The following is a 26,130-nucleotide window of genomic DNA, read 5'->3' on the forward strand; positions in this document are numbered from 1 at the left end:
CGGTATGATGGTTCAGTGAGATCTGCAAACCTTGCCGCGTTGTGGCTTTGCTGCCGGCGTTCAATGCTGTTTAAACGTGGCGGACTGCCTCTTGAAGTTGATTTTTGTTTAAGTTTACGAGACCTCCTATGACAAACGACCCCAACCAGCCTGATGTGACGCTAGACACCCCTGATGGTGCTGATCCAACGGTTGCAGCGGATCATGCCATAGACGAGTTATCAACGCCTCCGGAGGGGGCTGATGCTGTGGCTGATGAGTTAGAGTCGGTGGCCACAGAACCGAGCGATGATGCTGTGGCAACGGAGCCAACGTTGTCGAGTGATCAAGTGCAGGCTGTGGAAGCGATGCAGTTTGAACTCGAATCGTTACGCCGTCAGCTTGCCCAACAGGCTCAACAATTGGAATCCCATAAGACGCAGGCGTTGAGAATTGCTGCGGATTTTGATAATTTCCGGAAGCGCACCCAGAAGGAAAAAGAGGATCTGGAGTATATGGCGAAGCGGACGACCCTGGCGGAGTTGTTGCCGGTGGTGGATAATTTTGAGCGGGCGCGATCGCACATCAAAGCCGTCACCGAAGGGGAAGCCACGATCCATAAGAGCTACCAGAGTGTCTACAAAAATCTCGTGGATATCTTGAAGCGGCTCGGTGTGGCACCGATGCGGCCTGAAGGGCAAGAGTTTGACCCGAATTTCCACGAAGCGATGATGCGACAGCCGACGAATGAATATGCCGAAGGGGCGGTGATGGAGCAACTGGTGCGGGGCTATCTCCTCCATGACCGGGTCTTGCGCCATGCTATGGTCAAGGTTGCGGCTCCCCCGGAACCTGAAAGGGTCGAGGAAGAGGCGATCGCCAACGACAGCGACGCAGAAACCGAATAAGTCACCGCCCATCGAGTGGTTCCACGCCACTCATTCCACTGTCTAGAATCCTCTCCGTGCAAAAAACACTTGCACAGAAGCGGATTCCCATTAAAATCAACATAAAGAATCAAGCCATTGTTGCGGACTGACTTCTTGATTTAGCATCTTGCACACTTCTACTGCCCAAGTGTCATGGGAAAAGTTATTGGTATTGACCTCGGCACAACGAATAGTTGTGTGGCGGTACTCGAAGGCGGTAAGCCCATCGTCATCCAGAGCACAGAGGGAGGGCGAACCACTCCCAGCATGGTCGGCTTTGACAAGTCCGGCGAGCGCTTAGTGGGGCAGTTAGCCAAGCGGCAAGCTGTAACCAACGCCGAAAATACGATTTACAGTATTAAGCGGTTTATCGGTCGGCGTTGGGATGACACGTCGGAGGAGCGATCGCGCGTTCCCTACATCTGTGTTCAAGGCCGCGACAGCACCGTAGACGTGGAAATTCGGGGCAAAAGCTACACCCCCCAAGAAATTTCCGCCATGATTCTGCAAAAGCTCAAAGCCGATGCCGAACAATTCCTCGGTGAAACCGTCACCCAAGCCGTGATCACCGTCCCCGCCTACTTCACCGATGCCCAGCGCCAAGCCACCAAAGACTCAGGCACCATCGCCGGCCTCGACGTGATGCGGATCATCAACGAACCCACCGCCGCCGCCCTCGCCTACGGCCTCGACAAACAAGACCAAGACCAACATATCCTCGTCTTTGACCTCGGCGGCGGTACGTTTGATGTGTCCGTCCTCCAACTCGGCGACGGTGTCTTTGAAGTCAAAGCCACCTCCGGCAACAACCACCTCGGCGGCGATGACTTCGACAACGTCATCGTGCAATGGATGGCCGATGAATTTCAAGTCAGCGAAGGCATCAACCTCCGGGGCGACAAAATGGCCCTCCAGCGCCTCCGGGAAGCCGCCGAAAAAGCCAAAATCGAGCTATCCACCGTCGGCAACACCTCCATTAACCTCCCCTTCATCACCGCCGACGAAACCGGCCCCAAACACCTCGAATGTGACCTCTCCCGCTCCAAATTCGAAGAACTGGCCAACGAACTGATCAAAGGCACGATCCTGCCCGTCAAACAAGCCCTCAAAGACTGCGACCTCACCACCAACCACATCGATCGCATCCTGATGGTCGGCGGCTCCACCCGGATTCCCGCCGTCGGCAACGCCATCAAACAATACTTTGGCGGCAAAGAACCCGATCGCTCCGTCAACCCCGATGAAGCCGTTGCCCTCGGTGCGGCTATCCAAGGCGGTGTCCTCGGCGGTGAAGTCGAAGACCTCCTCCTCCTCGATGTCACCCCGCTTTCCTTGGGGATTGAAACCCTTGGCGAAGTCTTCACCAAAATCATCGAGCGCAACACCACGATCCCCACCAGCAAATCCCAAGTCTTCTCCACCGCCATTGACGGCCAAACCTCCGTCGAAATCCACGTTCTCCAAGGGGAACGGGCCATGGCACGGGACAACAAAAGCCTGGGTAAATTTCTGCTCACCGGAATTTTGCCCGCCCCCCGTGGCGTGCCCCAAATCGAAGTCACCTTTGAAATCGACGTGAACGGCATCTTGCGCGTCTCCGCCCAAGATAAAGCCACCGGCAAAGAGCAAAGCGTGCGGATCACCAACACCGGTGGCCTCAGTTCTGCCGAAGTGGAACGCATGCGCAGCGAAGCCGAGCAATATGCCGAGCAAGACAGACGGCGGATGGAACTCGTCGAACTCCAGAACCAGGCCGACAGCATCACCTACACCCACGAAACAACCCTCAAAGACAACAGCGACCTGATTCGCGACGACCTCAAACAGCAAGCGGAGGCCAAGCGGGAAGCCCTCGCCCTAGCGTTTAAAGATCCAAGCTCCACCGTTGAAGTGGTGAAAACGCGCCTTGAGGAGTTTAAACAAGCGGTGTTAGCCGTGGGGACGGATCTATATAACCGGGCTAATCAAGGTGTGAGTGCTGAATTTGAAACCGTTGATGATGTACCCGCCGAAGCCCCCACAACCATAGACCCCGCCGAGCCTAGCGAACAGCCCACGCAAATCATCGCAGAAGAAGAGATGGAAGCCAGCGACGACGATGAATTTCGCTTCGAGTTTGATGATGATGATGCCACCTTAGCGGCAGATTATGAACCCGTGGATTAGGGGGCAGTGGGGCCGCTAATTTGTTAAAGTTTTATGTAGCGTTTTTTACTCATTCACCCGACGGATCCGTACCCTATGGCAGGCGATTACTATCAGACTCTTGGGATTTCCCGTGATGCAAATCAAGATGAGATCAAGCGAGCCTATCGTCGGCTAGCTCGAAAATATCATCCGGATGTGAATAAGGAACCCGGAGCCGAAGATAAGTTTAAAGAAGTCAACCGCGCCCATGAAGTGCTGTCCGATCCAGAAATCCGGGCTCGCTACGATCGCTTCGGAGAAGCTGGGGTCTCATCCGGCGGGGCGGGGGGCTACTCCGATTTTGGCGATATGGGGGGGTTTGCCGATATCTTTGAGACAATTTTTAGTGGTTTCGGCGGCGGTGGCAGTGCGGCAGGGGGAACCCAAGCCCGTCGTCGTAGTGGGCCGGTACGGGGTGATGATCTGCGCCTCGATCTCAAACTGCAATTCCGAGAAGCGATTTTTGGGGGTGAGAAAGAGATTCGGATTCCCCACCAAGAAAGCTGCAAAGCCTGTAATGGCACGGGTGCGAAGCCTGGCACGGGGGTGAAAACCTGCGGAACCTGTAATGGGACGGGGCAGGTGCGCCGCGCCACACGCACACCCTTCGGTAGTTTTGCGCAGGTATCGGTCTGCCCAACCTGTAACGGTGAGGGTCATGTGATTGAAGAAAAGTGCGAAAGCTGCGGCGGCGCGGGCCGGAAACAGGAGACGAAGAAACTTAAAATTACGATTCCCCAAGGGGTGGACAATGGTACACGTCTGCGGGTGGCTCGTGAAGGGGATGCTGGGGTGCGGGGCGGTACGCCGGGCGACCTTTATGTGTATCTGTTTGTTGAGGAAGATGCTGAATTTAAGCGCGATGGGATTAATATCCTGTCGGAGTTGCAGGTGAGTTATTTGCAGGCGATTCTCGGCTGTCGGATTCCGGTACAAACTGTCGATGGGGATGTGGAATTGACGATTCCGGCGGGGACGCAGCCGAATACGGTGCTGAAGCTGGACGATCGCGGCGTGCCCCAGTTGGGCAATCCGGTGAGTCGTGGTGATCATTTGATTACGATCAAGATTGCGATTCCCACGAAGGTTTCTGTCGAAGAGCGTGAATTGTTGATGCAGTTGGCGAAGCTGCGCGGCGATGCGACGGAAAAGGAGGGGGGACTTGAAGGGTTCCTCGGCAAGATGTTCCGGGGTTAGGGGGGCGATCGCATGACTCCGAACCCTAACCAACCCCTCGCCGCGTCTTTAGATCTGCGTGGCACGCCCTGCCCACTGAATTTCGTGCGCACGAAACTCCGTCTCGAACAGATGGCGGCGGGGGAAGTCCTGGAAGTGTGGCTCGATCCGGGGGAACCGATTGAACAGGTTCCCGACAGTTTAGTGATGTCAGGCTATACCCTCGAAACCGTCGAAGAGCGTGACGGTTTTTTCGCAGTTCGGGTGTTACGGGCGGTGGATGCGGATGACCACTGACCCGTCGCCGCGTTGGGCGGGGATGGTCGTTGCGAAGCAGGCCAATTTTTATCAGGTGCGGCTAGAGGGGGCGACCCCAGCCACCCTCCTTTGTACGCGCCGATCGCGCCTCAAAAAATTAGGACAGCGGGTGATGGTGGGCGATCGCGTCCAGATCGAAGACCCCGACTTCACCGATGCCCAGGGGGTGATTTGTGAGATCTTGCCCCGTCGCACTTGCCTCGATCGCCCTCCGATTGCCAATGCGGATCAGATTCTTTTGGTGTTTGCGATCGCCCAACCCAGTCTCGACCCCTGGCAACTGAGCCGCTTCCTGATCCAAGCCGAAGCCACCGGCATCGCGACCCAAATTTGTCTCAACAAATGCGATTTGGTTCCCACCACCGAGCAGCAGCATTGGCAAGCTCGTCTACAAGCCTGGGGCTATGATCCCCTCGTGCTCAGTGTGGAGCATCAAATCGGGCTCGACCAACTGGCCACCCAACTGGCGGACCGGGTTACCCTCTTTGCGGGGCCATCGGGGGTGGGAAAATCGAGCCTGATTCGCACCCTAATCCCCGATGTGGAGGTGCGCGTGGCGGAGGTGTCGGGCAAACTGCAACGGGGTCGCCACACAACGCGCCATGTGGAACTGTTTGAACTCACCACCGGGGGCCTGTTGGCCGATAGTCCCGGTTTTAACAAACCCGATTTGGTCTGTGCGGCGCAGCAATTGGCGGGCTATTTTCCCGAAATCCGCGATCGCCTGGCCGCCAACCCCTGCCACTTTAACAACTGCATCCACCACAACGAACCGCACTGCGGTGTCCGAGGCGAGTGGGAACGGTACGAGCATTATTTAAAATTTCTCGAAGAAGCGATCGCCGCCGAAACCGTCCGCCACCAACAACCCGACAGCGAAGCCCGCGTCAAAGTCAAAATCAAAACCGACGGTCAACGCACCTATGAACCCCGTCTCGAAAGCAAGAAATATCGCCGCACCTCTCGCCGCCACCGCCACCAAACCTTAAAAGATTGGGAAACTGAACTGAATCGGGAGGATTTGCCACCCACCTAAGTCCGCTCGTCTGCCTGGTTTGCATACTCTTGTACTAAAGACTACACTAGAACTCAACCCCAACTATTCCTATTGTCAAGACATATCCTGAGGTATCGATGGCCGCCATTACTAAAAATTCCGATAAAGACAAAGCCTTAACCCTAGTCCTCAATCAAATCGAACGTAACTTTGGGAAAGGCGCAATCATGCGCTTGGGAGATGCAACGCGGATGCGGGTCGAAACGATCCCCACCGGTGCTTTAACCCTCGACATCGCCCTCGGTGGCGGTTTACCCAAGGGTCGCATCATTGAAATTTACGGCCCCGAAAGCTCAGGGAAAACCACCCTTGCCCTCCACGCCCTCGCCGAAGTGCAAAAAAAAGGGGGCGTTGCTGCTTTTGTTGATGCAGAACATGCCCTTGACCCGGCCTATGCCTCTGCCCTGGGGGTGGATATTGAAAATCTCCTCGTTGCCCAGCCCGATAACGGCGAATCCGCCCTTGAAATTGTTGATCAGTTGGTGCGATCGGCGGCGGTGGATATTGTCGTGATTGATTCCGTGGCGGCCCTCGTGCCCCGCGCTGAGATTGAAGGGGAAATGGGCGATACCCAAGTGGGGCTTCAGGCTCGGTTGATGAGTAAAGCCCTGCGGAAAATTGCCGGGAATATTGGTAAATCGGAATCAACGGTGATTTTTCTTAACCAATTGCGGCAAAAAATCGGGATTAGCTACGGGTCGCCGGAGGTGACCACCGGGGGGAATGCCCTCAAGTTCTATGCGTCGGTGCGCTTGGATATTCGGCGGATTCAAACCCTGAAAAAAGGATCAGAGGGGGAATACGGGATTCGCGCCAAGGTGAAGGTGGCAAAAAATAAGGTCGCACCGCCGTTTCGGATTGCGGAGTTTGATATTATTTTTGGTTCTGGGATTTCGCGCACGGGCTGTGTGATGGATTTGGCGGAACAAACTAGTGTGGTTGTCCGGAAAGGGGCATGGTATAGCTACAAGGGCGAAAATATTGCCCAGGGTCGGGATAATGCGGTGAAGTATCTCGAAGAAAATGAAGCGATCGCCCAAGAGGTAGAATCCCAAGTGCGGGCGGCATTGCAAACCGGGGTGGAAGTGGCCGTCAACTCCATGAAGGGCAGTACCAGCAAGCGGGCGAAAGGCAGCAGCGATCAAGCCAGTTCCGCCCCAGGGGAAGAAGAATAAACCCCGTAATCGGGGCGATCGCAGCCTCGGCTTATCCCTCCTTCGGGTTGCGATCGCCCCCATAGCCCAGAGCGTCCCCATCGAGATCCTCCGCTGGGACTTCATGATCGTGAACCCGTCCCACAGTTTGGGATTCAAAAAAGCGATCTAGAATTTTGGATCGCTGCTGGGGATTGAACGTCTCCGAGGCAGAGATACCCTGCATCGGTTGAGCCACATGGTTTAACGATTCCGCCAGTTGATTCAGAAAAAAATCAGTGGATTTGCTTTGGGATCGAGACTGTCCATCGGAGGGAGGCGATCGCACCTCATCCCGTGCCACCAGCGGCGGAGAATAGGACAGCGGCAAGGTTTTCGTCAGTGCCCCGGCCAACTCTGGCTGAATCGGTGCTGCTGTAATCGCCTGATCACAGAGAAAAAACGAAAAGACAGTCGTCCCAATCCGAATCAGATCCCCTTCTTTTAAACGGAGGGGAACCTGTACCCGCTCATGGTTCAGGTAAGTTCCGTTGGTGCTTTCCAGGTCATGCAAAAAGAATCCTTGGGTTGCAATATATTGAATCGCCGCATGGTGCCGCGAGAGATGATCATCCAGTACGCAAATGGCATTCGTCTCAGCCCGACCCAGAGTCCAGACCCACTGTGGCTGCTCCAGTTTTTGGGTCGTGGTATTGAGCACATTGGTGAGCAAATAAACCTCCTCCGTGTCAATCAACCCCATCAAATAGGGAGTGCGGGGGGCAAGACTCCCAGAGTTGAGGGAATAGTTTTCGAGGTGCAGTAACTCATTGAGGAGATCAGGATGATGATCATAGAGGTTTTGAAAAACGTGATACAGGTTGAGGCGATTTTCGAGTTCCATAACATCATTCGGGATGGAATCTAGACAGGGACAGCATTACGAACGGGGCGATTGCGACGAAGAGCGGGTTTGTTTTTGCTCCACTTTATTCTCGTAGCGCCACAGCCACACCATTAGCGCCACAAGGCCACATTGCAGGGCTAGGTTAGGGATTGCCGCCGGTTTGGCCACCCCAGCGGCTAGTTGCGTCACAAAAATAAACGCCCCAATCAAACCAGAGGCACCAAACCCAACATAGATAAATCGCCGTAACCCTCGATAGGGTGCTTTGGCTTCGGCTTGCAACTGGGCATATTTTTCAGGACTGAGCGATCGCGGCTTAGGCATAGGTATCACTTGAACAAACTGGGGGTATTTTGGGGCATCCGTCCTTAAATTCTAATCGTTATTTGCAATGCCTAAATTCCTGCTATACTTAAAAACGCCTTGCCGATGTAGCTCAGTTGGTAGAGCACTCGATTCGTAATCGAAAGGTCGTCGGTTCAAATCCGTCCATCGGCTTTCTTTTCACCCGTCGTCACTGGAATCACCCCCAGAGGCAGCGGGCGTTTAGGGTTAGGTCATATTCATATCCCGCTGACCCACAAGCCAGTAGGTGGACATTTCCCCTTTCCCCTTGACTTGCAACGCGCCCCGAAAATCAAAGGTAAATTGATCTTGGAGGTGTTCATAGACCGCCTGAGTCACTTGAATTTTACCCGGTTCGCCCAAAGACTCCATCCGTGAGGCCACATTCACCGCATCGCCCCACAGATCATAGATGAATTTCTTAATCCCAATCACCCCCGCCACCACAGAACCGCTGTTAATCCCGATCCGAATTTGGAAAGGCTTTCCACTCGTGGCGGTGATTGTTTCGATCACCTTTTGCATGGCAAGGGCCATATTGGCGATCGCCTCCGCATGATCCGTCCGAGGTTGAGGCAAGCCCCCCACCACCATATAGGCATCCCCAATCGTCTTGATTTTTTCGAGGCCAAATTGCTCCGTTAATTGGTCAAAGGTCGAAAAAATATAATTTAGAAACTCCACCAATTCAATCGGCTTCATCTGGGCCGATAGGGGCGTAAACCCGACGATATCCGCAAAAAGAATCGTCACATTTTCAAACTGTTCCGCCAGGGAACCCGGTTGCTGTTTCAGTTGTTCTGCGATCGCCACTGGCAAAATATTAAGCAGGAGTTTTTCCGCCCGTTCCCGCTCAATCCGGAGGCGTTGCTCGGCTCGCTTGCGTTCTGTGATATCTCGAAAGCCCCAGACCCGCCCCACAATCTCATCCCCCACTTTTTGCGGCCGACTAAACCGCTCCAAAACACGGCCATCCCTAAATTCTAAAAGTTCAAAAGACTCCGCCGCCGGATGATTGTGGAGGTCTTGGATACGTTGAATAAATGCCCCCGGATCAACGACCTGCCGCGCTAGAGGCATTAAGCGATCGCTCTGATTCGGACTCATCAACACCTCCGGCGCAATATTCCACATCTCCAAGAAATTTTGATTATAGGCAACAATATTATCGGAATAATCCACCGCAATCACCGCATCAGTAATCGATTCAAGCACCGCTTTTTGCAGAGCCAAAGACTTTTCCAACGCCGCTTTAGCCGCCTTCCGCTCTGTAATATCCCGAATGATCATCAGCACCTCATTTTCCCCACTCACCACCGTGCGGATTTCTTGTTGAAACACCTTCTGATCGACAGTAAACGACACCTCATCAACCTGCATCTGCTTCGTCACAAGGGCTGAATTAATTGCCCTCAAAAATGCTTGAGTCACCTCCAGCGGTAACACTTCAGAGACATGCTTCCCAATGCGCTCCACATTGGTGCGCAGTTGAGGCATGAAATCCGGAGCCACTAAATAATCTAAGTACACCCCGTCGCTATTAAATCGAATCATGAGATCCGGAATCGCAGCCAAAATAGCCCGATTCTTATCTTCACTTTCTCGGAGTGCGATTTCTGCTTGTTCCCGTTCTCGGAGTGCTGCTTTTTGTGCCGTGATATTGCGGATCATAAACAATACTTCATCATCCCCATAGGGAACCACTCGCACCTCTTCATCTTGCCGTTGCCCATCCATCAAGATCTGTTGTTCATAAATCTGAACTTGACCACTTTCTAATGCTTGCTGAATGTGGTACAAATGCCGCTCGGCCACCTCCGGCAATAAAAACGTGGTGATATGTTCACCAACGGGATCAAAATCGCTGGGCAGGAGATTTTTGACACCGTAACTTTGCATAAAACCAAGATAAATTCCATCCTGATTAACACGAAACATCAAATCAGGAATTGCAGTCAGAATAGCGCGATTTTGAAATTCGCTTTGGCGGAGGGAGGCTTCAGATTTTTTGTAGTCTGTGATGTCACGAGCGACCCACACCACGGTATCTAGAGAAATGCGCGAAATATTACCTAAGCACCAAATTGTTCCTTGGGGTAAATCAATTTGATATTCAAAGCTGACGGGATTACCCGTTTCTAAAACCATCCGAATTTGGTTGAGAAAATAGTCAGCTTGTTGTTTGGGAAAAAAGTCATGGAGAGTGCGCCCCAAGAGTTTGTCTTTGGTGTGGATGAGCAAGCGGAAGTTGCCCGACGGAATGCGTTTATAGCGTCCGTTGTAGTCAAAAACGAGGACAAGTTCGGTCATGGCTTCAAAGAGGCCGCGCAGTTCGGCTTCTTTGGTGGCGAGGGTGGCGGTACGTTCGGCGACTCGTTCTTCGAGATCGCGGTTGCTGCGTTCTAGAACACTGAAGGAGCTTTGGAGTTGCTTGGCCATCATGTTGAAGGTGATCGCTAACTCCCCCAGCTCGTCATTGCGCTCAATGGGGGTGGGCTGCGTCCATTCCCCTTCGGCTAACTGCCGTGCTGATTGACTCAGGCGCAGAATGGGAGACGTGACCCAACGGGCGGTTAGAATTCCCACTCCTGTAGCGATCGCGAGGGCCACCAGACACAAGATCACCGTCATCTGGTTACTCTGCTGAATTTGCGCCATAAAGTCCTGCTCTGGCACCACCATCACCACCAACCAATCCAAGCCATGCTCATCCCGCAGGGGCAACACATTCACAAAGTGGGGTGTATCGGCAATCTCAAAGCGCAATTGTTGGGGGCGATCGATATTGCGCCAATTGCCAAACTCCGCCGTCAACGAAGTCGCCGCCCCACGAATCTGGGAAATTTCACTCGTCGTCGCAGGACGCTGCTCCTCCGTGTTGGGGATAAACGGTGATTCCTCTGTAGAGGAGGCGATCAGTTTACCCGCCCGATCGACAATGAACACTTCGCTTTGCTCGCTCATGTCCAAGCCCCGCAAAAACTGACTCAGTTGATCCAACGACAGATCAACCCCCAGCACCCCTTTTAAATTTCCCACCTCATCGTAAATCGGTTGGCTAGCGGTAATGCCAGGGGTTTGGGTGGACACAAAGAGATAAATATCGCTCCAAGCAGCTTGGCGGGTCTCGCTGGCTTTTAAAAACCAGGGACGCTGACTCGCATCGTAGGTTTTTGTTTCGAGTAATTCTTGACGATTGGCGCGGCTGTCGGTGTTGTAACGATAATAGTTCCCCTGCTTAAAGTTTTCCGTGAGGCGTAAAAAGGGAAACCCCTGCTCACTCCGGCCGGCGAGGACAATGCCCCCCTCAGGATTGCCCACAAAAACGGCCGTGATATCGTCAAAGGTTTGCAGTTGTTGCCAAAATTGGTATTCCAGATCACGAGTTTCGTTGAGATCAAGCAAGCCTAAGCGAATCGATTGGGCATTGGTTTGATTGATCTGATGGGGAACACTTAGCGCGGTGATCACCTCTTGCTCAATGCGATTACTGAGTTCATCAATGACTTGATTGGCTAGATCAGCCACGGCTTTCTGACCATTCCGAAACGAAAGATACCCGACAATTCCCACTGCCGCGAAAAGCTGTAGGACAAAGGGTAAAACCAGAACAACTCGCAGGGGAAGATGCTTCAAGGGATAAGAGCCAACTCGCAATAGCATCCGCAGCATTGACGTTAAAACCTGGTGACACTATCTCTATGTTTACAGGGCTTTGGGAACCTAGTCCGTAAATCTACAAGAATTCATGATCTCTCAGGTTTCCGTTCTTCAGTTCTCCAGGCCCGACTTGCCATTCTGTCGTGATTTTAACCAATTCCCATTAGAATAGAGGCCATATATCAGAATCTGACAATTCTTACGTTAATTTTTGGTTGATTTTTCAGAGTAAGCCCATGAGTATCACCACGGCGAGTGCCACTATGACCACGGGGCCTCTACAAGCACCCGTTCAAGATCGGCAAGTTGTTCGGAAACCGTACCCGAATTTCAAAGTGATTGTCCTCAATGATGACTTCAACACGTTTGAACATGTGGCCAGTTGTCTTTTGAAATATATTCCGGGGATGACGAGCGAGCAGGCGTGGCAGTTGACGGAGCAGGTGCATTTTGAGGGGCAGGCGATCGTGTGGGTTGGCCCTCAGGAACCGGCGGAACTGTACCATCAGCAATTGAGCCGGGCGGGGCTGACGATGGCTCCTCTTGAGGCGGCGTAATGGTGAAACCCGATAAAGGCCGCTTGGTGTGGAATCATTCGACCCATGTGCCGGGGTTGATTCCGGTGTTGGAGCGATTGATTACCCATGAGGGGATTCAAACGGTAACGCCGGGGGTGATTGGGCGGGTGCGGGGCCATTCACCGCAGTTGAAGTTACGAATTTCGGTGCCGATTCGGGGTGGGTTTAAGGCGATCGCCCGCTACGGCAAAACGGTGCAAGAAGTCTTTATTCTCACCACCCTCGAACAGTCTGCCCTCGAAGCGTCAATTCAAACCTGCTTACGACGTTAGGCAGCAGGGGCGGGGTTTAACGCCAAGACCGGTACCAGCGGGCGAGACGCTGGGGATTGATGCCGCAGGCGTAGCCGAGGATCATCAGTTGGTTGATGCCGGTGGTTTTGACCACGCCGAGGCGTTGCCAGCGGCGGGCGGAGGTGTGGACGGCGGCGGGGGCGATCGCAATTTTGCCCCGTTTCCCCATCTGACGCACCCACACAAAGTCTTCCATAATCGGCAGATCGGGAAATCCTCCCCATTGTTCAAAACGGGCTTTGGTGATAAACAGGCCTTGATCGCCGTAGGGGAGGGCGAAATAGTGCGATCGCCACTGCACCAACCGCTCCACCCAGCGCAAGGCGGGCCGCTCGTCCGCAATCTGTAATTGAAACGCCCCGACGATCACCCCCGGTTTGGCTAAGGTCATCTCGACCCAATGGGGAAAGTCGGGCGGCAATTGGGTATCGGCATGGAGAAACAGGAGAATGTCCCCGCTGGCTTGGCTGGCTCCGTAGTTCAGTTGGTGGGCGCGGCCGGGTTGGGGGGCGGTGAATACCGTTGCACCGTAGGATTGGGCGAGGGCGACGGTGCGATCGCCACTGCCCCCATCCACCACAATTACCTCTAGATTGGGCATCGCCACCAGGGGCGGCACGGTGAGCGGTAGGGTCGTGGCTTCGTTAAAAACAGGAATAATAATAGAGATCATGGCCTGTTGCGGCTGATCGCAGGCGTTCACGCCGGATTCGTCCGAGGGGGGCGATCCCGCTGATCCACCTGCTGTACATTTCACGAATTTTAGACAATGGGTATTGATTTTGACTCGGTGGGGATTGAGCCGTCAGCGGCGGTGGTGCGGTGGCGCGATCGCCTCCGGGCTGAACGAGCGATCGCGGTGATTCGCGCCCCGGACTATCACATCGGCATCGCCATGGCCGAAGCGGTGATCGCCGGGGGGGTGGGCATGGTGGAAATTACCTGGCAGAGCGATCGCGCCGCTGAGTTAATCACCCACCTCCGCGCAGCGTTTCCCCACTGTTGCATCGGCACAGGCACGATTCTCACCCCGGAACACCTCCACACCGCCCACCAGGCCGGGGCCGAATTCGTTTTCTCCCCCCACAGCGATCGCACCTTGATCGATCACGCCCAGACCCTCGACCTACCGATCATTCCCGGTGCGCTCACCCCGACGGAAATTCTCCAAGCCTGGCAATGGGGGGCGGCCTGCGTCAAGGTGTTTCCCGTCCAAGCCGTGGGCGGTGTGGACTATTTCCGCGCCATTCGCACCCCCGTTTGTGAGCCGTTGCTGATTCCCACCGGGGGCGTGACCTTGGCGAATCTGACGGATTTTCTCGCGGCAGGTGCGATCGCTGTCGGTCTCGCGGGGGATTTATTTCCCAAAGTGGCCCTCAATGCCCAGGATTGGCCCGCCATTACGCAACGGGCCCAAAAGCTGCGATCGCTCCTCACACAATGGCAGCACCAAAACCCTGAAAACCCCAGTCTCTAAGCGATCGCGCTGCCGTACCCTGGAATCATTCCGTTAAGCATTGTTGCCGATTGTGATAAATCACTAAAAACCGATCGGAATACTGGGGATTTATGGCAAGATAGCAAAATCACAGATTTGTGATTGAAGCTGTTCAGGAGATGATGCTCTAATGACCTTACAACTTGGTGATACCGTACCCGATTTTACTCAGGACTCCTCAGAAGGAGAAATTTCCTTTCATTCCTGGGCTGGCGACAGTTGGGTAGTTCTCTTCTCACACCCCGCCGACTACACCCCCGTTTGCACCACCGAACTCGGTGAAGTCTCGCGTCGCAAAGCAGACTTTGAAGCCCGCAACGTTAAAGTCATCGCCCTCAGTGTCGATGATGCCGAATCCCACAAAGGCTGGATCTGCGACATCAACGAAACGCAGAACACCACCGTTAACTATCCCATCTTGGCCGACGTGGACAAAAAAGTGTCCACCCTCTACGGCATGATTCACCCCAATGCCAACGCCTCTTTAACCGTGCGCTCTGTCTTTGTGATTGATCCTCAGAAAAAACTCCGCCTGACGATCACCTATCCCCCGGCCACCGGACGCAATTTTGATGAAATCATCCGCGTTATCGATGCGCTCCAACTCACCGACAACTATCAAGTTGCAACCCCGGTGAACTGGACAGATGGCGATGATTGTGTGGTTGTACCCACCATCCCCACCGAAGAAGCGAAGCAAAAATTCCCGAAAGGAGTAACAGAAGTGAAGCCCTATCTGCGGATGACCCCTCAGCCCAACAAATAATTCACGGCCTCACACCCTGAATTGATCCGAAAAAAGCAAGGGATTTTCAGCCCTTGCTTTTTTGGATTTTGGCGCAGCTTTCTAGCCTAAATTCTTCATGACGCTATATCAAAGCTCTGAAACACTCATCTCTAGGCCGTAGCGGGCAAGATGCCCGCACTACAACTCAGAAGGCAGAATAGGCCTGCTTGATGAATAATCTAGGCTAGGACTGCACCGATAGACTGCTACCACCGTGGACGGTTTTCACCCACTTCAAGCGTTTGCGGCGCACAGCCATGCGGGCGGTGGTGGCGGGCATCACTACGAGCCAATGGAACATGTAGGTATAACCTCGGATTAATTGGGTGATTAATAAACCAAGATTAGCGATCGCCGGCCGCCCTTGAATCCGAGTTAACCCGGTCATCCAACCAATGCCGATAAAGGTAAAGACCAGAGCCGAAAGGGGACTCAACACCGGAGCCTGGTGGCGCAAAATCACCATCAACAAGTCCGGAATCGCAGCGGTGGGGAGGAGATATTGCAAGACCACAAAACAGAGGAGATCCCAGGTTTTCAAGGCCCCCATCCGGTTTTGAATAATCAACCGCCAATAGTCGAGATAGCGTTGGTAACCCCCTTCGGCCCAGCGACTGCGTTGATGCCAGAGGGCTTTTGCTTGGGTCACGCCTTCTTCTGCGATCGCGGGACTGAGACAAAACCCGATATTCCAGCGATCGAGGTGGAGGCGAATCGTCAGGTCGAGATCATCGGTGATTGTTTCTTCGTTCCAATTGCCACAGCGCACTAGGGCAGAACGGCGCACAAATTGACCATTACCCCGCAGTTCGCCAATGCCGCCGATCGCAATTCGCTGCTGTTGAAAATAGCTATCCAGGCACATTTCTAAGTCTTGGCCCTTCGTCCAGAAATTTTCTGAAGCATTGGCGATCGCTTTGCGCACCTGCACCGCCCCCATTTGCTCATCGGCGAACATTGGCATCACATGGCGCAACAAATCCCGCCCCACCAGCGCATCGGCATCAAACACCGCAATCACATCGCGATCAATTTGGGGGATGATTTGGTTTAACGCACCGGACTTACCGCCGCCCGCATTGGGGGGACGATGCACCACCTGGAGTTGAGGAATTTCCTGGGCGAGGCGATCGAGAATTTCCGGGGTGCGATCGGTGCTGGCATCGTCGATGATCCAAACATCGTAGTGGGTTTGGGGATAGTCCACGGCACACAGTTGACGCACCAGACGTTCTACCACTGCTTCTTCATTTTTGGCCGCCACCACCAACGCCACCGACGACGCAGTGGCGAGGTGGTCATCGGTTAAAGGTTGGGGCTGGGCTTGGGGTTTTGCCAAGGTGAGGCGGAGAATATTCACCCCGATAATGCCCGTGAGTGCCACCACGAGCCAAATGCCCCAAGACACCAAATGAAGTGCGATCACACTACCCCAGATCATCATCAGGGTGACGGCGGCTTTCTTGCGTCGGCCAGCATTACCCCGGAAAAAATCGCTGCGAAAGTCTTCTTCATCGCTGTCGGGGTCTGACCAATCGGGCAAGATTGCCGCGAGGGGATCGGAATCGTCATTGGAATCAGGGGTTTGCCAAGGGTGTTCTGCCATTGTTTAACGCAATAAAAGGCATGATCCGGCAGGTTGATTGATTCAAACATCAAGGCGGGTAGCCGGTTTTAATGTCTTATTGTAGCGAGGGTTGTTACAATTTCTAGCGAAATCTTACGATAGGTGGCGTTTAGTCTCGATTACTCTAAGGCGAAATTGAGGGCAAGTGTGGCGCGTGGAGTCCTGAACAATCACCGACGGGAGAGGGCGCGATCGCACCCTCTCTACCATGAATTTTTAAATACAAAACTATTTTGATGAGGATTTTAAAACAACTATGATGATCCAAACTTGGGTGTGGACGGGGTGTTTAGGAGTCGGATCAATCCTGTGGGTTGAAATCATCCGCGATCTTTACCATTGGCTCGCCCATCAATGGCAACCCCTGTATAAACTCCACGGCTGGCATCATCGGGTGTTTCGTCCGGATTTATCGGTGATCAGCCCTGAGATCTATCGCCAAGCCCATTGGTATAACGATCTACCGGAATCCTTGGTGATGTTGCTGTTCAGCCTTGCGCCTTGGTGGCTGGCGTTGCAGTGGGTGTTGCCGTACCCTTGGCTGGCGGGAGTGGGGTCGCTCTATACGGGGGTGTTTTTGCTGGGGGCGATCGCACGGGGTGCGGGGGTTGCCTATGCCGATGAACTCACCGATCTCACCCATCGCCCTGGCCCCTTTCCCACCCATCCCGCCCCCTGGTTCGTCAATCGCACCTACCATTGGCGGCATCACTTCGACGACCAAAATGCCTATTTTTGCGGCACACTCACCCTCATTGACAAACTCATGGGTACAGCACTCTCCCTCAAAGGCAAACGCATCGCCGTCACGGGCGCATCGGGAACCCTCGGCCGGGCGCTCTTGCTACACCTCAAAGCACGGGGCGCGAAAGTGATCGCCCTCAGTTCTGGCACAACGCCGATTACCCTACCCGGTGAGACAGAACCGTTGCCCCTGGTGACGTGGCAAGTGGGCCAAGAAGATGACCTGCAAGCGCATTTGGAGAAAGTAGATATTTTGCTGCTCAATCATGGGGTGAATGTTCACGGGGCGCGAGATCAAGGGGCGATCGCAACCTCCTACGAAGTGAATGCCTTTTCTAGTTGGCGCTTGTTGGAACTCTTTTTAACCACGGTGACAACGAATAAAGCGATCGCCACCAAAGAAGTCTGGCTCAACACCTCCGAAGCCGAGGTCAATCCAGCTTTTAGTCCCCTCTATGAATTGAGCAAGCGCACCCTGGGCGACCTGATCACCCTGCGGCGGTTAGATTCCCCCTGTGTGATTCGTAAACTCATTTTGGGGCCGTTTAAAAGTGAGTTGAACCCGGTGGGGGTGATGTCGGCGGATTGGGTGGCGCGGCAAATTGTCGCCTTAGCGGTGCGGGATGTGCGCAATATTATCGTCACGATTAACCCATTAACCTATCTGCTCTATCCCGTGAAGGAGGTGGCGCGATCGCTCTACTTCCGGCTGTTCACGCGGTCGTCTGGGTAGCCCGGTTTTGCCCTCATTCCCGGCCCTTCTCCCATGGTCTACTGTCGCGGCACAGCTAAAATAGTGCTTCATCGTAGGGTGATTAGGTAGGGTGATTAGGTAGGGTGATTAGGCGGCTTAAAATCCCGCCATCACTTTAAAATCCCGCTATCACTACAATCCGACAATCCGCCGTAACCCACTGTTCAAAATATGTCGTGACACAAAAAGCATCCTCATTCTGAGCATTGACGCTGTACTAGTGGACTGTCTAGCCTCAGATGGCAAGTAACTTGAAGACTGAGCGAAGTCGAAGTCTGGTGCTCCGGGGTTCGACGACCCTCACCCCTCTGGATAACAACTCACCTTTTTAAGCTAGACAAGACACTAGTTGAGATTTTCAAGAAAGGTTTGCACATCGCCACTTTGATCCAAAATCAGCCGAATCTCTGCGGATTTTACCCCTTGGAGGGGTGACACAAACACTTCTCCGAGGCGGGGCATGGGAGTGCGGTTTAAATAGTCAGCCGATGTGGGGCCTAAGGGAATTAAGCGTTGAATTGAACCGTCCGGGTTGAGGCGCAGACGGTATTCAATGGCTTGGTTGAGGGTGTCGGGCGGTTGCCAGCGGGGTTGAAAATAGGCGCGGACTTCGCCGACTTGGGGAATGTCGTTGAAGGGGAGGGAGGATGAGTCGGCATTGGGGGCGGGGTTGGCGCGACTGGTGGCGGGGCGATCGCTGGCGTTGCGATCGCCTTGGGCGGGTGCTGTGGCGATGGAAGGGGTGGAGGTTGCGCCGAGGGGGGGGAGGTTAGCCGGCAGTCTTGGGGGCGTACTGGGAACTGGAGGGGGCGGAGACGATGGAGAGCGTTGGGGTTCTGGGGCTGAGGTTGCGGTGGATGATGGGCTGGTGTTGGCTTCAGACTGTGGGGAAGCAGAGGGGGGGTTAGAATTGCTAGCGCGAGAGGGCGCGATCGCCGACGGCGGCAAGGGGCGAGGGGGGCGATCCACTCCCGTAGGGGGGAGAACGGTGGTGAGGGTGTCTAGTTCGCCGGGAAGAGTGGGGGTGGCAAGGGGAGACGGAGCCGGATCGGGCGCGGGGGGCAAGACATCGCGGTCTGAATCTGACGACGCAACTTCGGGGGCGGTGGGTTCGGAGGAAATGACCGTGTTCGGGGCTTGGGAGGCATTGAAGTAGAGGGCGGCGGTGGTGAGGGCGATCGCGCCCACGGCCACCGCTGCGGCAGTTTTTGTCCAGGCAGGCAACAGGGCATCATCCGAGGGAAGAATGGGTAACTGTTGGAGTTCACCTTGGAAGGTTTCCAGCACCGTCACCAAGTCCGACAACTGGGTCACATTCAAATCCACCACCGGCTGCGAACTTTTCACCGTTTCGTGACCCACATAAAACTGATGCTGCAAAAGACTATGGGGAGTCAGGGTGAGATCTGCGCCGGGCATGGCGATCGCCTTGTTTTCCAGAGACAGGTGATGGGGCGCACTGGCAAGGAGCGTTTCCTGGACATAGGTTTGCACAACCGTACAAATCTGTTCTAGTTGGGACCCGTTCCCCCAGATTTTGATCGGCTCCGGTTCAGGATTGCGCGGATCATCGAGTTGGAGTTCAAACTGGAGATCCGTCACCACGGGGCGTTTTTGCCAGCGCGAGAGGGGCGATCGCAACGCAGTGATCACCAACGTACAAGTGGGCAGCGGATAGCGGCGAGTAAGCTTCAACATAAGTAGTCTGGGCAAAACATCCCCTTAGGATGCGGCTTGGTCAAAGAGGGCGAGCCAAAGGCGGCGATGGCCATTAGCCGTACTGTAAAACAACAGATCAATCAGTAACTTAAACGCTAATTGCATCAGACTTTCCGGCGAGGGCAACACCGCTTCATCCATCCGCTCTTGATAGGTATTACTGAACTGGTCGATATAATCCCCCAACAGTGCCGCCCGCGTCGGGTCTTTGTGCTGCTGGGTCATTTGTTCAAGCAGGGAGACACCGCGCCGGATGCGGCTGTGGTGCAGCGTCGCTAAGTGACAGATGATCAGCACGAGCGATCGCGCCTCCTCCACATCTAGCTTCTTTCGCCCTCCGGAGCTTTTGCGCTGAGGATTGGCCTGGCGCAACCGCCACAGGGCAACGCGATCGCCCACCATCGCCGTCAACCCCAACTCCTCCGCCGCCCGCAGCGTATCCTCCGACCCTGCCCCCGTCAACGCCTCTAGGGCCAACAGCAACAGATCCAAATGGGTCTTCATGTTTTCCAACTCCCCGCCCGCCAACTCGCGGCACAGGAGTAAATCAGACGCAGCCGTGGACACCTTAATTTCGGACTTCACAGGCACAAAACACAGAGCAGAAATGAACGATGGGCAATCCTGAGAAGACCCATTAATTGAAGTCTAAGGGATTGGGGTATGGATTGTTCGCGTGGTATAGTTTCTATTGTCATACTAAGTGATGATTCAACACCGCCCAGATCTGCAAGCCAACACAGTTGTGCAGCTTGGTCTGTCCCCACGGACTCCTGAGAGCGGGCAAAAGTTTCTACAGCATCTTCACGCAATACCATCACAAACACTGAGTTTCCATGAATTTGGTTGTTAAGCCCTGGGACTCTTGTCCATTCTTTAACGACAGCGATCAGCATCGAGGTTCCGCACAATTTTACGGTCAACCTAGTTTTGGATTGAATCGTTACCCCCAGCGCTTAGGGAGTGGATCTCCCTGTGATCCTACCGGAGAGAATTCATGAGTCAGGCACGCTCCAAAAAACTAAAGTTGATGGTAGTAGACGATGAACCCGATAATCTAGACCTGCTGTTTAGAACGTTTCGTCGTGACTTTAAAGTCTTTAAAGCAGATGGAGCCGTCAGCGCTTTAGAACTGTTAGATACCGAGGGGGAAATGGCCGTGATCATCTCCGATCAACGGATGCCGGTGATGAATGGCACCGAATTTTTAAGCAAAACCGTCGATCGTTTCCCCGAAACCATCCGCATCCTCCTCACTGGCTACACCGATGTAGAAGACCTCGTTGATGCGATCAACTCCGGTAAGGTGTTCAAATACATCACCAAGCCCTGGAATCCGGAGAACCTGAAGACCGTTGTTCAGCAAGCCTCGGAAACCTATCAAGTCCTCAAGCAGCGCACCAACGAACTCCGCCGCGCTCTCCGCCGCGAAGAAATTCTCAACGTCGTCACCAGCAGCATTCGCGAATCCCTCGATTACCAAAATATGTTGCGGGCGATCACCAAGACCATTGGCGAAAACTTTGTGGCCGCAACGACAATCCTCCGACCCGTTGAGGCCGGGGCTTTGCTCAATGAAACCTATGAATATCCAGAAGGTGCGATCGCCAGTGACCAAGCTCAAGACCTAATCGCCAAAGTCATCGACACCGGCCAGAGCCAAATCCTCGACAACAGCGAGCAAGAATCCGTCGAACTCGCCATCCCCCTCACCGTTCAACAACAAATCCTGGCAGTCATTTATCTCCACCATCGTGATGGCGATCATCTCCCCACCTCCAACGATGTCCAACTCCTGGAATCCGTCGCCGAACAAGCTGCGATCGCCATCTCCCAAGCCCGCCTCTACCAGCGCACCCAACAACAAGCCGAAAAAATGCGCGCCGAACTCGAAGTGGCCCGCCAAATTCAGCACAACCTCCTACGCCAGAGTTGGGGCGACACCGGCAGCGTCACCGTCCAAGCGAGTTGCTACCCCGCCCGCGAAGTCGGCGGCGACTTCTTTGAAGTCTACGTCCACCCCCAAGGCGATGTCTGGCTGGCCGTCGGCGATGTCTCCGGCAAAGGCGTACCCGCCGCCCTCTTCATGGCCAGCGCAATTTCCATCCTGCGTCGCGAACTCGCCCAAGAGATCTCCCCCGAACCCGAAACTGTCCTGCGCAACCTCAACACCACCATGAATGAAGACCTATTCAGTACCAACTGCTTCATCACCATGGTCATCGCCCGCTACCGACCCGGCGAACAATGCCTCGCCTATGCCAACGCTGGTCACATTTACCCCATGATTTGGCCCCATCACCAACTTCAGACCGACCTAAACTCCAGCCTTGAGCCTAATTACCTCAAAGCGCGGGGCATCCCTGTTGGTATTCTTCCCCAGTGGAAGGGTACAGTAGGAGAAATCACCCTCAATTCTGGGGATGTTTTTCTGCTGACGAGTGACGGGATCACCGAAGCCACGGTGTCCAAAAACCTCAATGACCAGTCCGAGGCCACACATCAAGGTCAGATGTTGATGCAGGAAGGACTCTGGTCATTGATCAAACAAAGCTCAAGTGCATTCAACCTTGATAATCTCTTGCAGTGCTTCCGTGAATACACCATCCAAGTCCAAGAAGACGACCAAACCATGCTCTCGTTGGAGGTTCTGTAACCCATGAAAACAGAACTACACATCCCCAGTGATTTAAAATTTTTGACCGTTGTAGAGCGCTGGCTCCTTGACTGTCTGGAACTCGAACTCGGCGACTCCGTCGAATGGCCCCGCCAGTCTAACCGTCTCCGTCTTGCCCTGGTAGAAGCCTACTCCAACGTCGTGCGCCACGCCCACCGGGAACAATCTCAAATCCCCGTGCTCCTGAGGCTTGAACTGAAAGAGCGCGATATTGCCTTAGAAATTTGGGATCATGGTACTGGGTATGACCTTGACACCTATCTCCCCCCCAGTCCTGAAGATCGTCAAGAAGGGGGATACGGTTGGCTGATTATGAACCGACTCATGGATAAAGTGGAATATCGCCTCCAAGTTAATGGCCAAAACTGCCTGAAGCTTGAAACGAGCTTATCTGCTTAGTGTCCTGCCCAGATGAGGCCCATTAAATAGCGCGACCTCAACCCCTTGAATACGACCCAATCTAGAAGACTCCTTTGTGGTCAGGATAAGGAGACTCCACTTTAGCGTGGCTAACGCCCCAAGGCAGAGTTGAGATTGTCGTTCAGCGTTGATCCCCGTTTTTGCCAGATCTTCAAAAAAAGCGTAGAGATGCGACACCGAGGCGTTAACATTTAGCAAACTGGTGTTAACAATTAGCAATATGAAAATCCTCTTCGTTGCTGCAGAAGTTGCTCCCTTAGCGAAGGTTGGGGGAATGGGTGATGTGGTTGGGACTTTACCCAAGATCCTTCGTCAATTAGGACATGATGTACGGATCTTTATGCCGTACTACGGGTTTTTGAATCAGATGCTCGACATCCCCGATGAGCCTTTGTGGTGGGGTGATGCGATGCTGCAAAAATTCGCGGTCTATGAGACGAAAATGTTGGATGGTGATGTGCCGCTTTACCTGTTTGGGCATCCGGCGTTTGATCCCCATCGGATCTACTACGGGGATGATGAAGAGTGGCGCTTTACCTTCTTTGCCAATGGTGCGGCGGAGTTTGCTTGGAATTATTGGAAGCCGGATGTGGTGCATTGTAATGATTGGCATACCGGGATGATTCCGGTGTGGATGCATGAAACACCGGATATTAAAACGGTGTTCACGATTCATAACATTGCCTATCAAGGACCATGGCGTTGGAAGCTGGAGCAGTTTGCTTGGTGTCCGTGGTATATGCAAGGCCATAACACGATGGCGGCGGCGATTCAGTTTGCGGATGTGGTGACGACGGTATCTCCGACCTATGCTCAACAGATCCAAACGCCTGCCTATGGGGAGCAATTAAATGGTCTGATGTCGTTTGTGAGTAGTAAGTTACGGGGGATTCTCAACGGGATTGATTTGGAGAGCTATAATCCGGTCACCGATCGCTATATTGTGGAAAACTTTACCACCGAGACGTTGGATCTGCGGGTGGAAAATAAAATCGCGCTACAAGAGGAGTTAGGTCTGGAAATTAATCCGGATCGCTTTTTGGTGGGGATGGTGACGCGCTTGGTGGAGCAGAAGGGGATTGACCTGATTATGCAGGTGATGGATCGCTTTTTGGCTTATTCTGATGCGCAGTTTGTGCTGTTGGGGACGGGCGATCGCTACTACGAAACCCAGATGTGGCATCTTGCCTCGCGCTATCCGGGTCGCACCTCGGTTCAGATCTTGTATAACGATGGGCTGTCGCGTCGGATCTACGCGGGTAGTGATGTGTTCTTGATGCCATCTCGCTTTGAACCCTGTGGTATTGCTCAAATGCTGGCGATGCGCTATGGAGCGATCCCGATTGTGCGGCGCACGGGGGGCTTGGTGGATACGGTGAGCCATCATGATCCGATGGGCGAGGCTGGTACTGGCTACTGTTTTGATCGCTACGAACCCCTGGATTTCTTCACCTCAATGGTGCGGGCATGGGAAGGGTTCCGCTATAAAGAGCAATGGCGAGCTTTGCAACAGCGAGCGATGCGGCAGGAGTTTAGCTGGGAAAGTTCAGCGCGAGAATACATCAAGATGTACAAAGAGATTTTAGGTCTTGATCCGATGCAACTGTTACCAGAAGAAAAGGTAGCGATGGGGATTATTGCCCCCACGCCCACGCCTACGGCTTCTCCGCAATCTCTCGTATAGTTGGCTGCTCTAAAACGGTGCTGATCTTGGCAAGGTAGGGGGCGATCGCTCCCTACCTTGCCCTTGGGGGATGATGTCAATGGCTAGCCTCCAGAGTGGCTAATGGGGATGGAATGAGTCGCATCCTGAGTGGCAATTAAGGCGTTTAAGTCGAGGGCAGCTTGATTGAGTTGGCGTGTACCAACGCGGGTTTGTCGAATCCCGGCTGCGGTTTCTTGAACCCCTTGATTGAGTTCACTCATAAAGGTTGCCACCTGTTGCGTTGCGATCGCTTGTTGTCCAATATTGAGGGAAATTTGGCGATTATTAATCACAATTTGATTAATGGATTCAGACACCTTTGCAAAGGTGCTGGCCGTATTTTGCGTCACTTGAATACTCGTTGCTACGGTTTGCGTGCCTGCCTGGGTCACAATCACGGTGGAGTTTGCCGCCGTCTGAATATCGGACACCAATGTCCGAATATCCTCGGCGGACTGCTTACTTTGATCCGCGAGCTTGCGAATTTCAGTCGCCACCACCGTAAATCCTTTGCCTTGTTCACCGGCGCGTACCGCTTCAACCGCTGCATTCAACGCCAGTAAATTAGTTTGATTAGCAATATCACTCACTAACCTTGAAATATTACTAATTTGATGGGCTTTGTCGTTGAGATTCGTGATCTGAGTCGCGATCGCCAACACTTGATTCTGTAATTCATGCATTTCTTGGAGAATATTCTCCGCTGAATGATTCCCCTGTTCAGCTAACGTCTGCACTTCTTCTGCGATCGCCATCGCCTGATCCGCTTGCTGGCGGGACTGCTGAGAAGACGTACTCAATTCATCCATCGTGGTGGTAGTCTCATTCACCGAGGCGGCTTGTTGATTTGCCGTCCGTTCTTGCTGTTCAATGGTTGTAGCAATTTCACTGGAAGACGAAACAATCGTTTGAGTTGATTGCAAAATTACATCACTCACTTGATTAACAATCCACCAAGCGAGAGCAAGGGCAATTCCACCCAATAAAACAGCACTCAGGATTAGCCCCAGCACCAACTGATTCAGGGCTTGTTCCGCCTCCGCTTGATAGTCCTCAGTCATCTGACGGATGCTTTGATCTAACTCTAGATCGAGCTGGGTCAATTCCTCTGTAAGTTGACGGCTAGATTCTAAACGGATCAAGTCAATGGCTTCTTTTTGCTGTTCCGCTTGACTCAGGCGGATCATTTGGTCTGCCATTTGGATATAGTCCGTGGTCAGACGATCAATCATCTGAAGACGGCTTACCTGGTCGGGGGTAAAATACTGACTCTCTTGCAGGTTTGTAATAGACTGATTAAATAAACGTTTTGCCTCAGAGTACTGACTTAAAAATCGGGGCTCTTGAATTAATAAATACCCCCGCACCGTCTGAATCAGCTTAGAAGTTGAGAGTTCTAATCGGTCTGATTCTTGTAGCAGTGTATCGGCATCATGGATAATCTCAAAAACATGAAAAACACGCTGCGCACTCATCCACCCAAACCCAGCAGCACCAAACAAAGCGAATATGGGTAGAGCATAGCCCACTAAGATCTTTTGTCGAAAGTTCAAAGATTTCAACATACTAATGATTGTACTCCGTGCATAGAGAGCAAATTTTTTTTAAGAACTACAGGTTGTGCAATTGACATAATC

22 protein-coding genes and 1 tRNA gene are annotated in these 26,130 nt (G+C 53.4%); 15 read left to right on the plus strand and 8 right to left on the minus strand.

Annotated features, from left to right (window positions below):
* Positions 1 to 128 precede the first annotated feature (128 nt).
* From grpE to recA, 6 genes are all read left to right on the plus strand, one after another.
* Entirely contained in the window at positions 129 to 887 is a 759-nt protein-coding gene (gene grpE / locus SPI6313_RS15355; protein WP_072621791.1) for a nucleotide exchange factor GrpE, read from the plus strand.
* 174 nt (positions 888 to 1,061) lie between these two features.
* Positions 1,062 to 3,074 (plus strand): molecular chaperone DnaK, encoded by a 2,013-nt coding sequence (gene dnaK, locus SPI6313_RS15360; protein WP_072621792.1) that lies wholly within the window; start codon positions 1,062 to 1,064, stop codon positions 3,072 to 3,074.
* 75 nt (positions 3,075 to 3,149) lie between these two features.
* Entirely contained in the window at positions 3,150 to 4,292 is a 1,143-nt protein-coding gene (dnaJ, locus tag SPI6313_RS15365) for a molecular chaperone DnaJ (RefSeq protein ID WP_072621793.1), read from the plus strand.
* A 12-nt stretch (positions 4,293 to 4,304) separates the two neighbouring features.
* Entirely contained in the window at positions 4,305 to 4,568 is a 264-nt protein-coding gene (locus SPI6313_RS15370) for a sulfurtransferase TusA family protein (RefSeq protein ID WP_072621794.1), read from the plus strand.
* On the plus strand, positions 4,552 to 5,625 hold the full coding sequence (rsgA, locus tag SPI6313_RS15375) for a small ribosomal subunit biogenesis GTPase RsgA (RefSeq protein WP_072621795.1): 1,074 nt from the start codon (positions 4,552 to 4,554) through the stop codon (positions 5,623 to 5,625). Before SPI6313_RS15370 ends, rsgA begins: the two co-directional genes overlap by 17 nt.
* Before the next feature lie 98 nt (positions 5,626 to 5,723).
* Positions 5,724 to 6,821 (plus strand): recombinase RecA, encoded by a 1,098-nt coding sequence (gene recA, locus SPI6313_RS15380; protein WP_072621796.1) that lies wholly within the window; start codon positions 5,724 to 5,726, stop codon positions 6,819 to 6,821.
* A gap of 31 nt (positions 6,822 to 6,852) precedes the next feature.
* Here recA and SPI6313_RS15385 read toward each other — a convergent pair whose 3' ends face one another.
* A complete protein-coding gene (locus SPI6313_RS15385; RefSeq protein WP_072621797.1) occupies positions 6,853 to 7,683 on the minus strand; it encodes an FHA domain-containing protein in 831 nt (276 codons plus the stop codon).
* A 36-nt stretch (positions 7,684 to 7,719) separates the two neighbouring features.
* Positions 7,720 to 8,010: a DUF3493 domain-containing protein gene (locus SPI6313_RS15390; RefSeq protein WP_072621798.1), complete on the minus strand. Its 291-nt coding sequence runs from the start codon at positions 8,008 to 8,010 to the stop codon at positions 7,720 to 7,722.
* 101 nt (positions 8,011 to 8,111) lie between these two features.
* Here SPI6313_RS15390 and SPI6313_RS15395 point away from each other — a divergent pair.
* Positions 8,112 to 8,184, plus strand: a tRNA-Thr gene (locus tag SPI6313_RS15395).
* Positions 8,185 to 8,238: 54 nt separating this feature from the next.
* Here SPI6313_RS15395 and SPI6313_RS15400 read toward each other — a convergent pair.
* On the minus strand, positions 8,239 to 11,667 hold the full coding sequence (locus tag SPI6313_RS15400; RefSeq protein WP_175551158.1) for an adenylate/guanylate cyclase domain-containing protein: 3,429 nt from the start codon (positions 11,665 to 11,667) through the stop codon (positions 8,239 to 8,241).
* Positions 11,668 to 11,927: 260 nt separating this feature from the next.
* On the opposite strand from SPI6313_RS15400, the gene clpS reads away from it, so the two are divergent.
* Entirely contained in the window at positions 11,928 to 12,248 is a 321-nt protein-coding gene (clpS, locus tag SPI6313_RS15405; RefSeq protein ID WP_072621800.1) for an ATP-dependent Clp protease adapter ClpS, read from the plus strand.
* Entirely contained in the window at positions 12,248 to 12,541 is a 294-nt protein-coding gene (locus SPI6313_RS15410; protein WP_072621801.1) for a DUF2103 domain-containing protein, read from the plus strand. The genes clpS and SPI6313_RS15410 overlap by 1 nt, the downstream gene beginning before the upstream one ends.
* 16 nt (positions 12,542 to 12,557) lie before the next feature.
* Here the strand turns inward: SPI6313_RS15410 and SPI6313_RS15415 are convergent, their stop codons facing one another.
* Positions 12,558 to 13,319 carry a TIGR04283 family arsenosugar biosynthesis glycosyltransferase gene (locus SPI6313_RS15415; protein WP_217650628.1) on the minus strand — a complete coding sequence of 254 codons (762 nt, stop codon included), beginning with the start codon at positions 13,317 to 13,319 and terminating at the stop codon, positions 12,558 to 12,560.
* Between the two features lie 12 nt (positions 13,320 to 13,331).
* On the opposite strand from SPI6313_RS15415, the gene SPI6313_RS15420 reads away from it, so the two are divergent.
* Positions 13,332 to 14,039, plus strand: coding sequence for a bifunctional 4-hydroxy-2-oxoglutarate aldolase/2-dehydro-3-deoxy-phosphogluconate aldolase (locus SPI6313_RS15420; protein ID WP_072621803.1), 708 nt, complete (start codon positions 13,332 to 13,334; stop codon positions 14,037 to 14,039).
* A gap of 151 nt (positions 14,040 to 14,190) precedes the next feature.
* Complete coding sequence (locus SPI6313_RS15425) at positions 14,191 to 14,826, plus strand: peroxiredoxin (protein WP_072621804.1); 636 nt, start codon at positions 14,191 to 14,193, stop codon at positions 14,824 to 14,826.
* A 205-nt stretch (positions 14,827 to 15,031) separates the two neighbouring features.
* Here SPI6313_RS15425 and SPI6313_RS15430 read toward each other — a convergent pair whose 3' ends face one another.
* Positions 15,032 to 16,453, minus strand: coding sequence for a glycosyltransferase family 2 protein (locus SPI6313_RS15430; RefSeq protein WP_072621805.1), 1,422 nt, complete (start codon positions 16,451 to 16,453; stop codon positions 15,032 to 15,034).
* A 280-nt stretch (positions 16,454 to 16,733) separates the two neighbouring features.
* Between SPI6313_RS15430 and SPI6313_RS15435 the strand changes: the two genes are divergently transcribed.
* Positions 16,734 to 17,951 (plus strand): bifunctional sterol desaturase/short chain dehydrogenase, encoded by a 1,218-nt coding sequence (locus SPI6313_RS15435; protein WP_072623173.1) that lies wholly within the window; start codon positions 16,734 to 16,736, stop codon positions 17,949 to 17,951.
* Between the two features lie 366 nt (positions 17,952 to 18,317).
* Here SPI6313_RS15435 and SPI6313_RS15440 read toward each other — a convergent pair whose 3' ends face one another.
* Both SPI6313_RS15440 and SPI6313_RS15445 read right to left on the minus strand, forming a co-directional pair.
* Positions 18,318 to 19,670, minus strand: coding sequence for a DUF4335 domain-containing protein (locus SPI6313_RS15440; RefSeq protein ID WP_072621806.1), 1,353 nt, complete (start codon positions 19,668 to 19,670; stop codon positions 18,318 to 18,320).
* A 24-nt stretch (positions 19,671 to 19,694) separates the two neighbouring features.
* Entirely contained in the window at positions 19,695 to 20,276 is a 582-nt protein-coding gene (locus SPI6313_RS15445) for a DUF3038 domain-containing protein (RefSeq protein WP_072621807.1), read from the minus strand.
* A gap of 412 nt (positions 20,277 to 20,688) precedes the next feature.
* Between SPI6313_RS15445 and SPI6313_RS15455 the strand changes: the two genes are divergently transcribed.
* From SPI6313_RS15455 to glgA, 3 genes are all read left to right on the plus strand, one after another.
* Positions 20,689 to 22,347: a SpoIIE family protein phosphatase gene (locus SPI6313_RS15455; RefSeq protein ID WP_072621809.1), complete on the plus strand. Its 1,659-nt coding sequence runs from the start codon at positions 20,689 to 20,691 to the stop codon at positions 22,345 to 22,347.
* A gap of 3 nt (positions 22,348 to 22,350) precedes the next feature.
* On the plus strand, positions 22,351 to 22,767 hold the full coding sequence (locus SPI6313_RS15460) for an ATP-binding protein (RefSeq protein ID WP_072621810.1): 417 nt from the start codon (positions 22,351 to 22,353) through the stop codon (positions 22,765 to 22,767).
* Between the two features lie 241 nt (positions 22,768 to 23,008).
* Positions 23,009 to 24,472, plus strand: a complete 1,464-nt coding sequence (gene glgA / locus SPI6313_RS15465) for a glycogen synthase GlgA (RefSeq protein WP_072621811.1) — start codon at positions 23,009 to 23,011, stop codon at positions 24,470 to 24,472.
* Between the two features lie 83 nt (positions 24,473 to 24,555).
* On the opposite strand, the gene SPI6313_RS15470 is transcribed toward glgA, so the two are convergent.
* The gene (locus SPI6313_RS15470) at positions 24,556 to 26,058 is read right to left on the minus strand and encodes a methyl-accepting chemotaxis protein (RefSeq protein WP_072621812.1); all 1,503 of its coding nucleotides are present in this window, start codon (positions 26,056 to 26,058) and stop codon (positions 24,556 to 24,558) included.
* Between the last annotated feature and the right edge of the window lie 72 nt (positions 26,059 to 26,130).

The sequence above is a fragment of the Spirulina major PCC 6313 genome, assembly GCF_001890765.1.
GTDB lineage: Bacteria > Cyanobacteriota > Cyanobacteriia > Cyanobacteriales > Spirulinaceae > Spirulina > Spirulina major.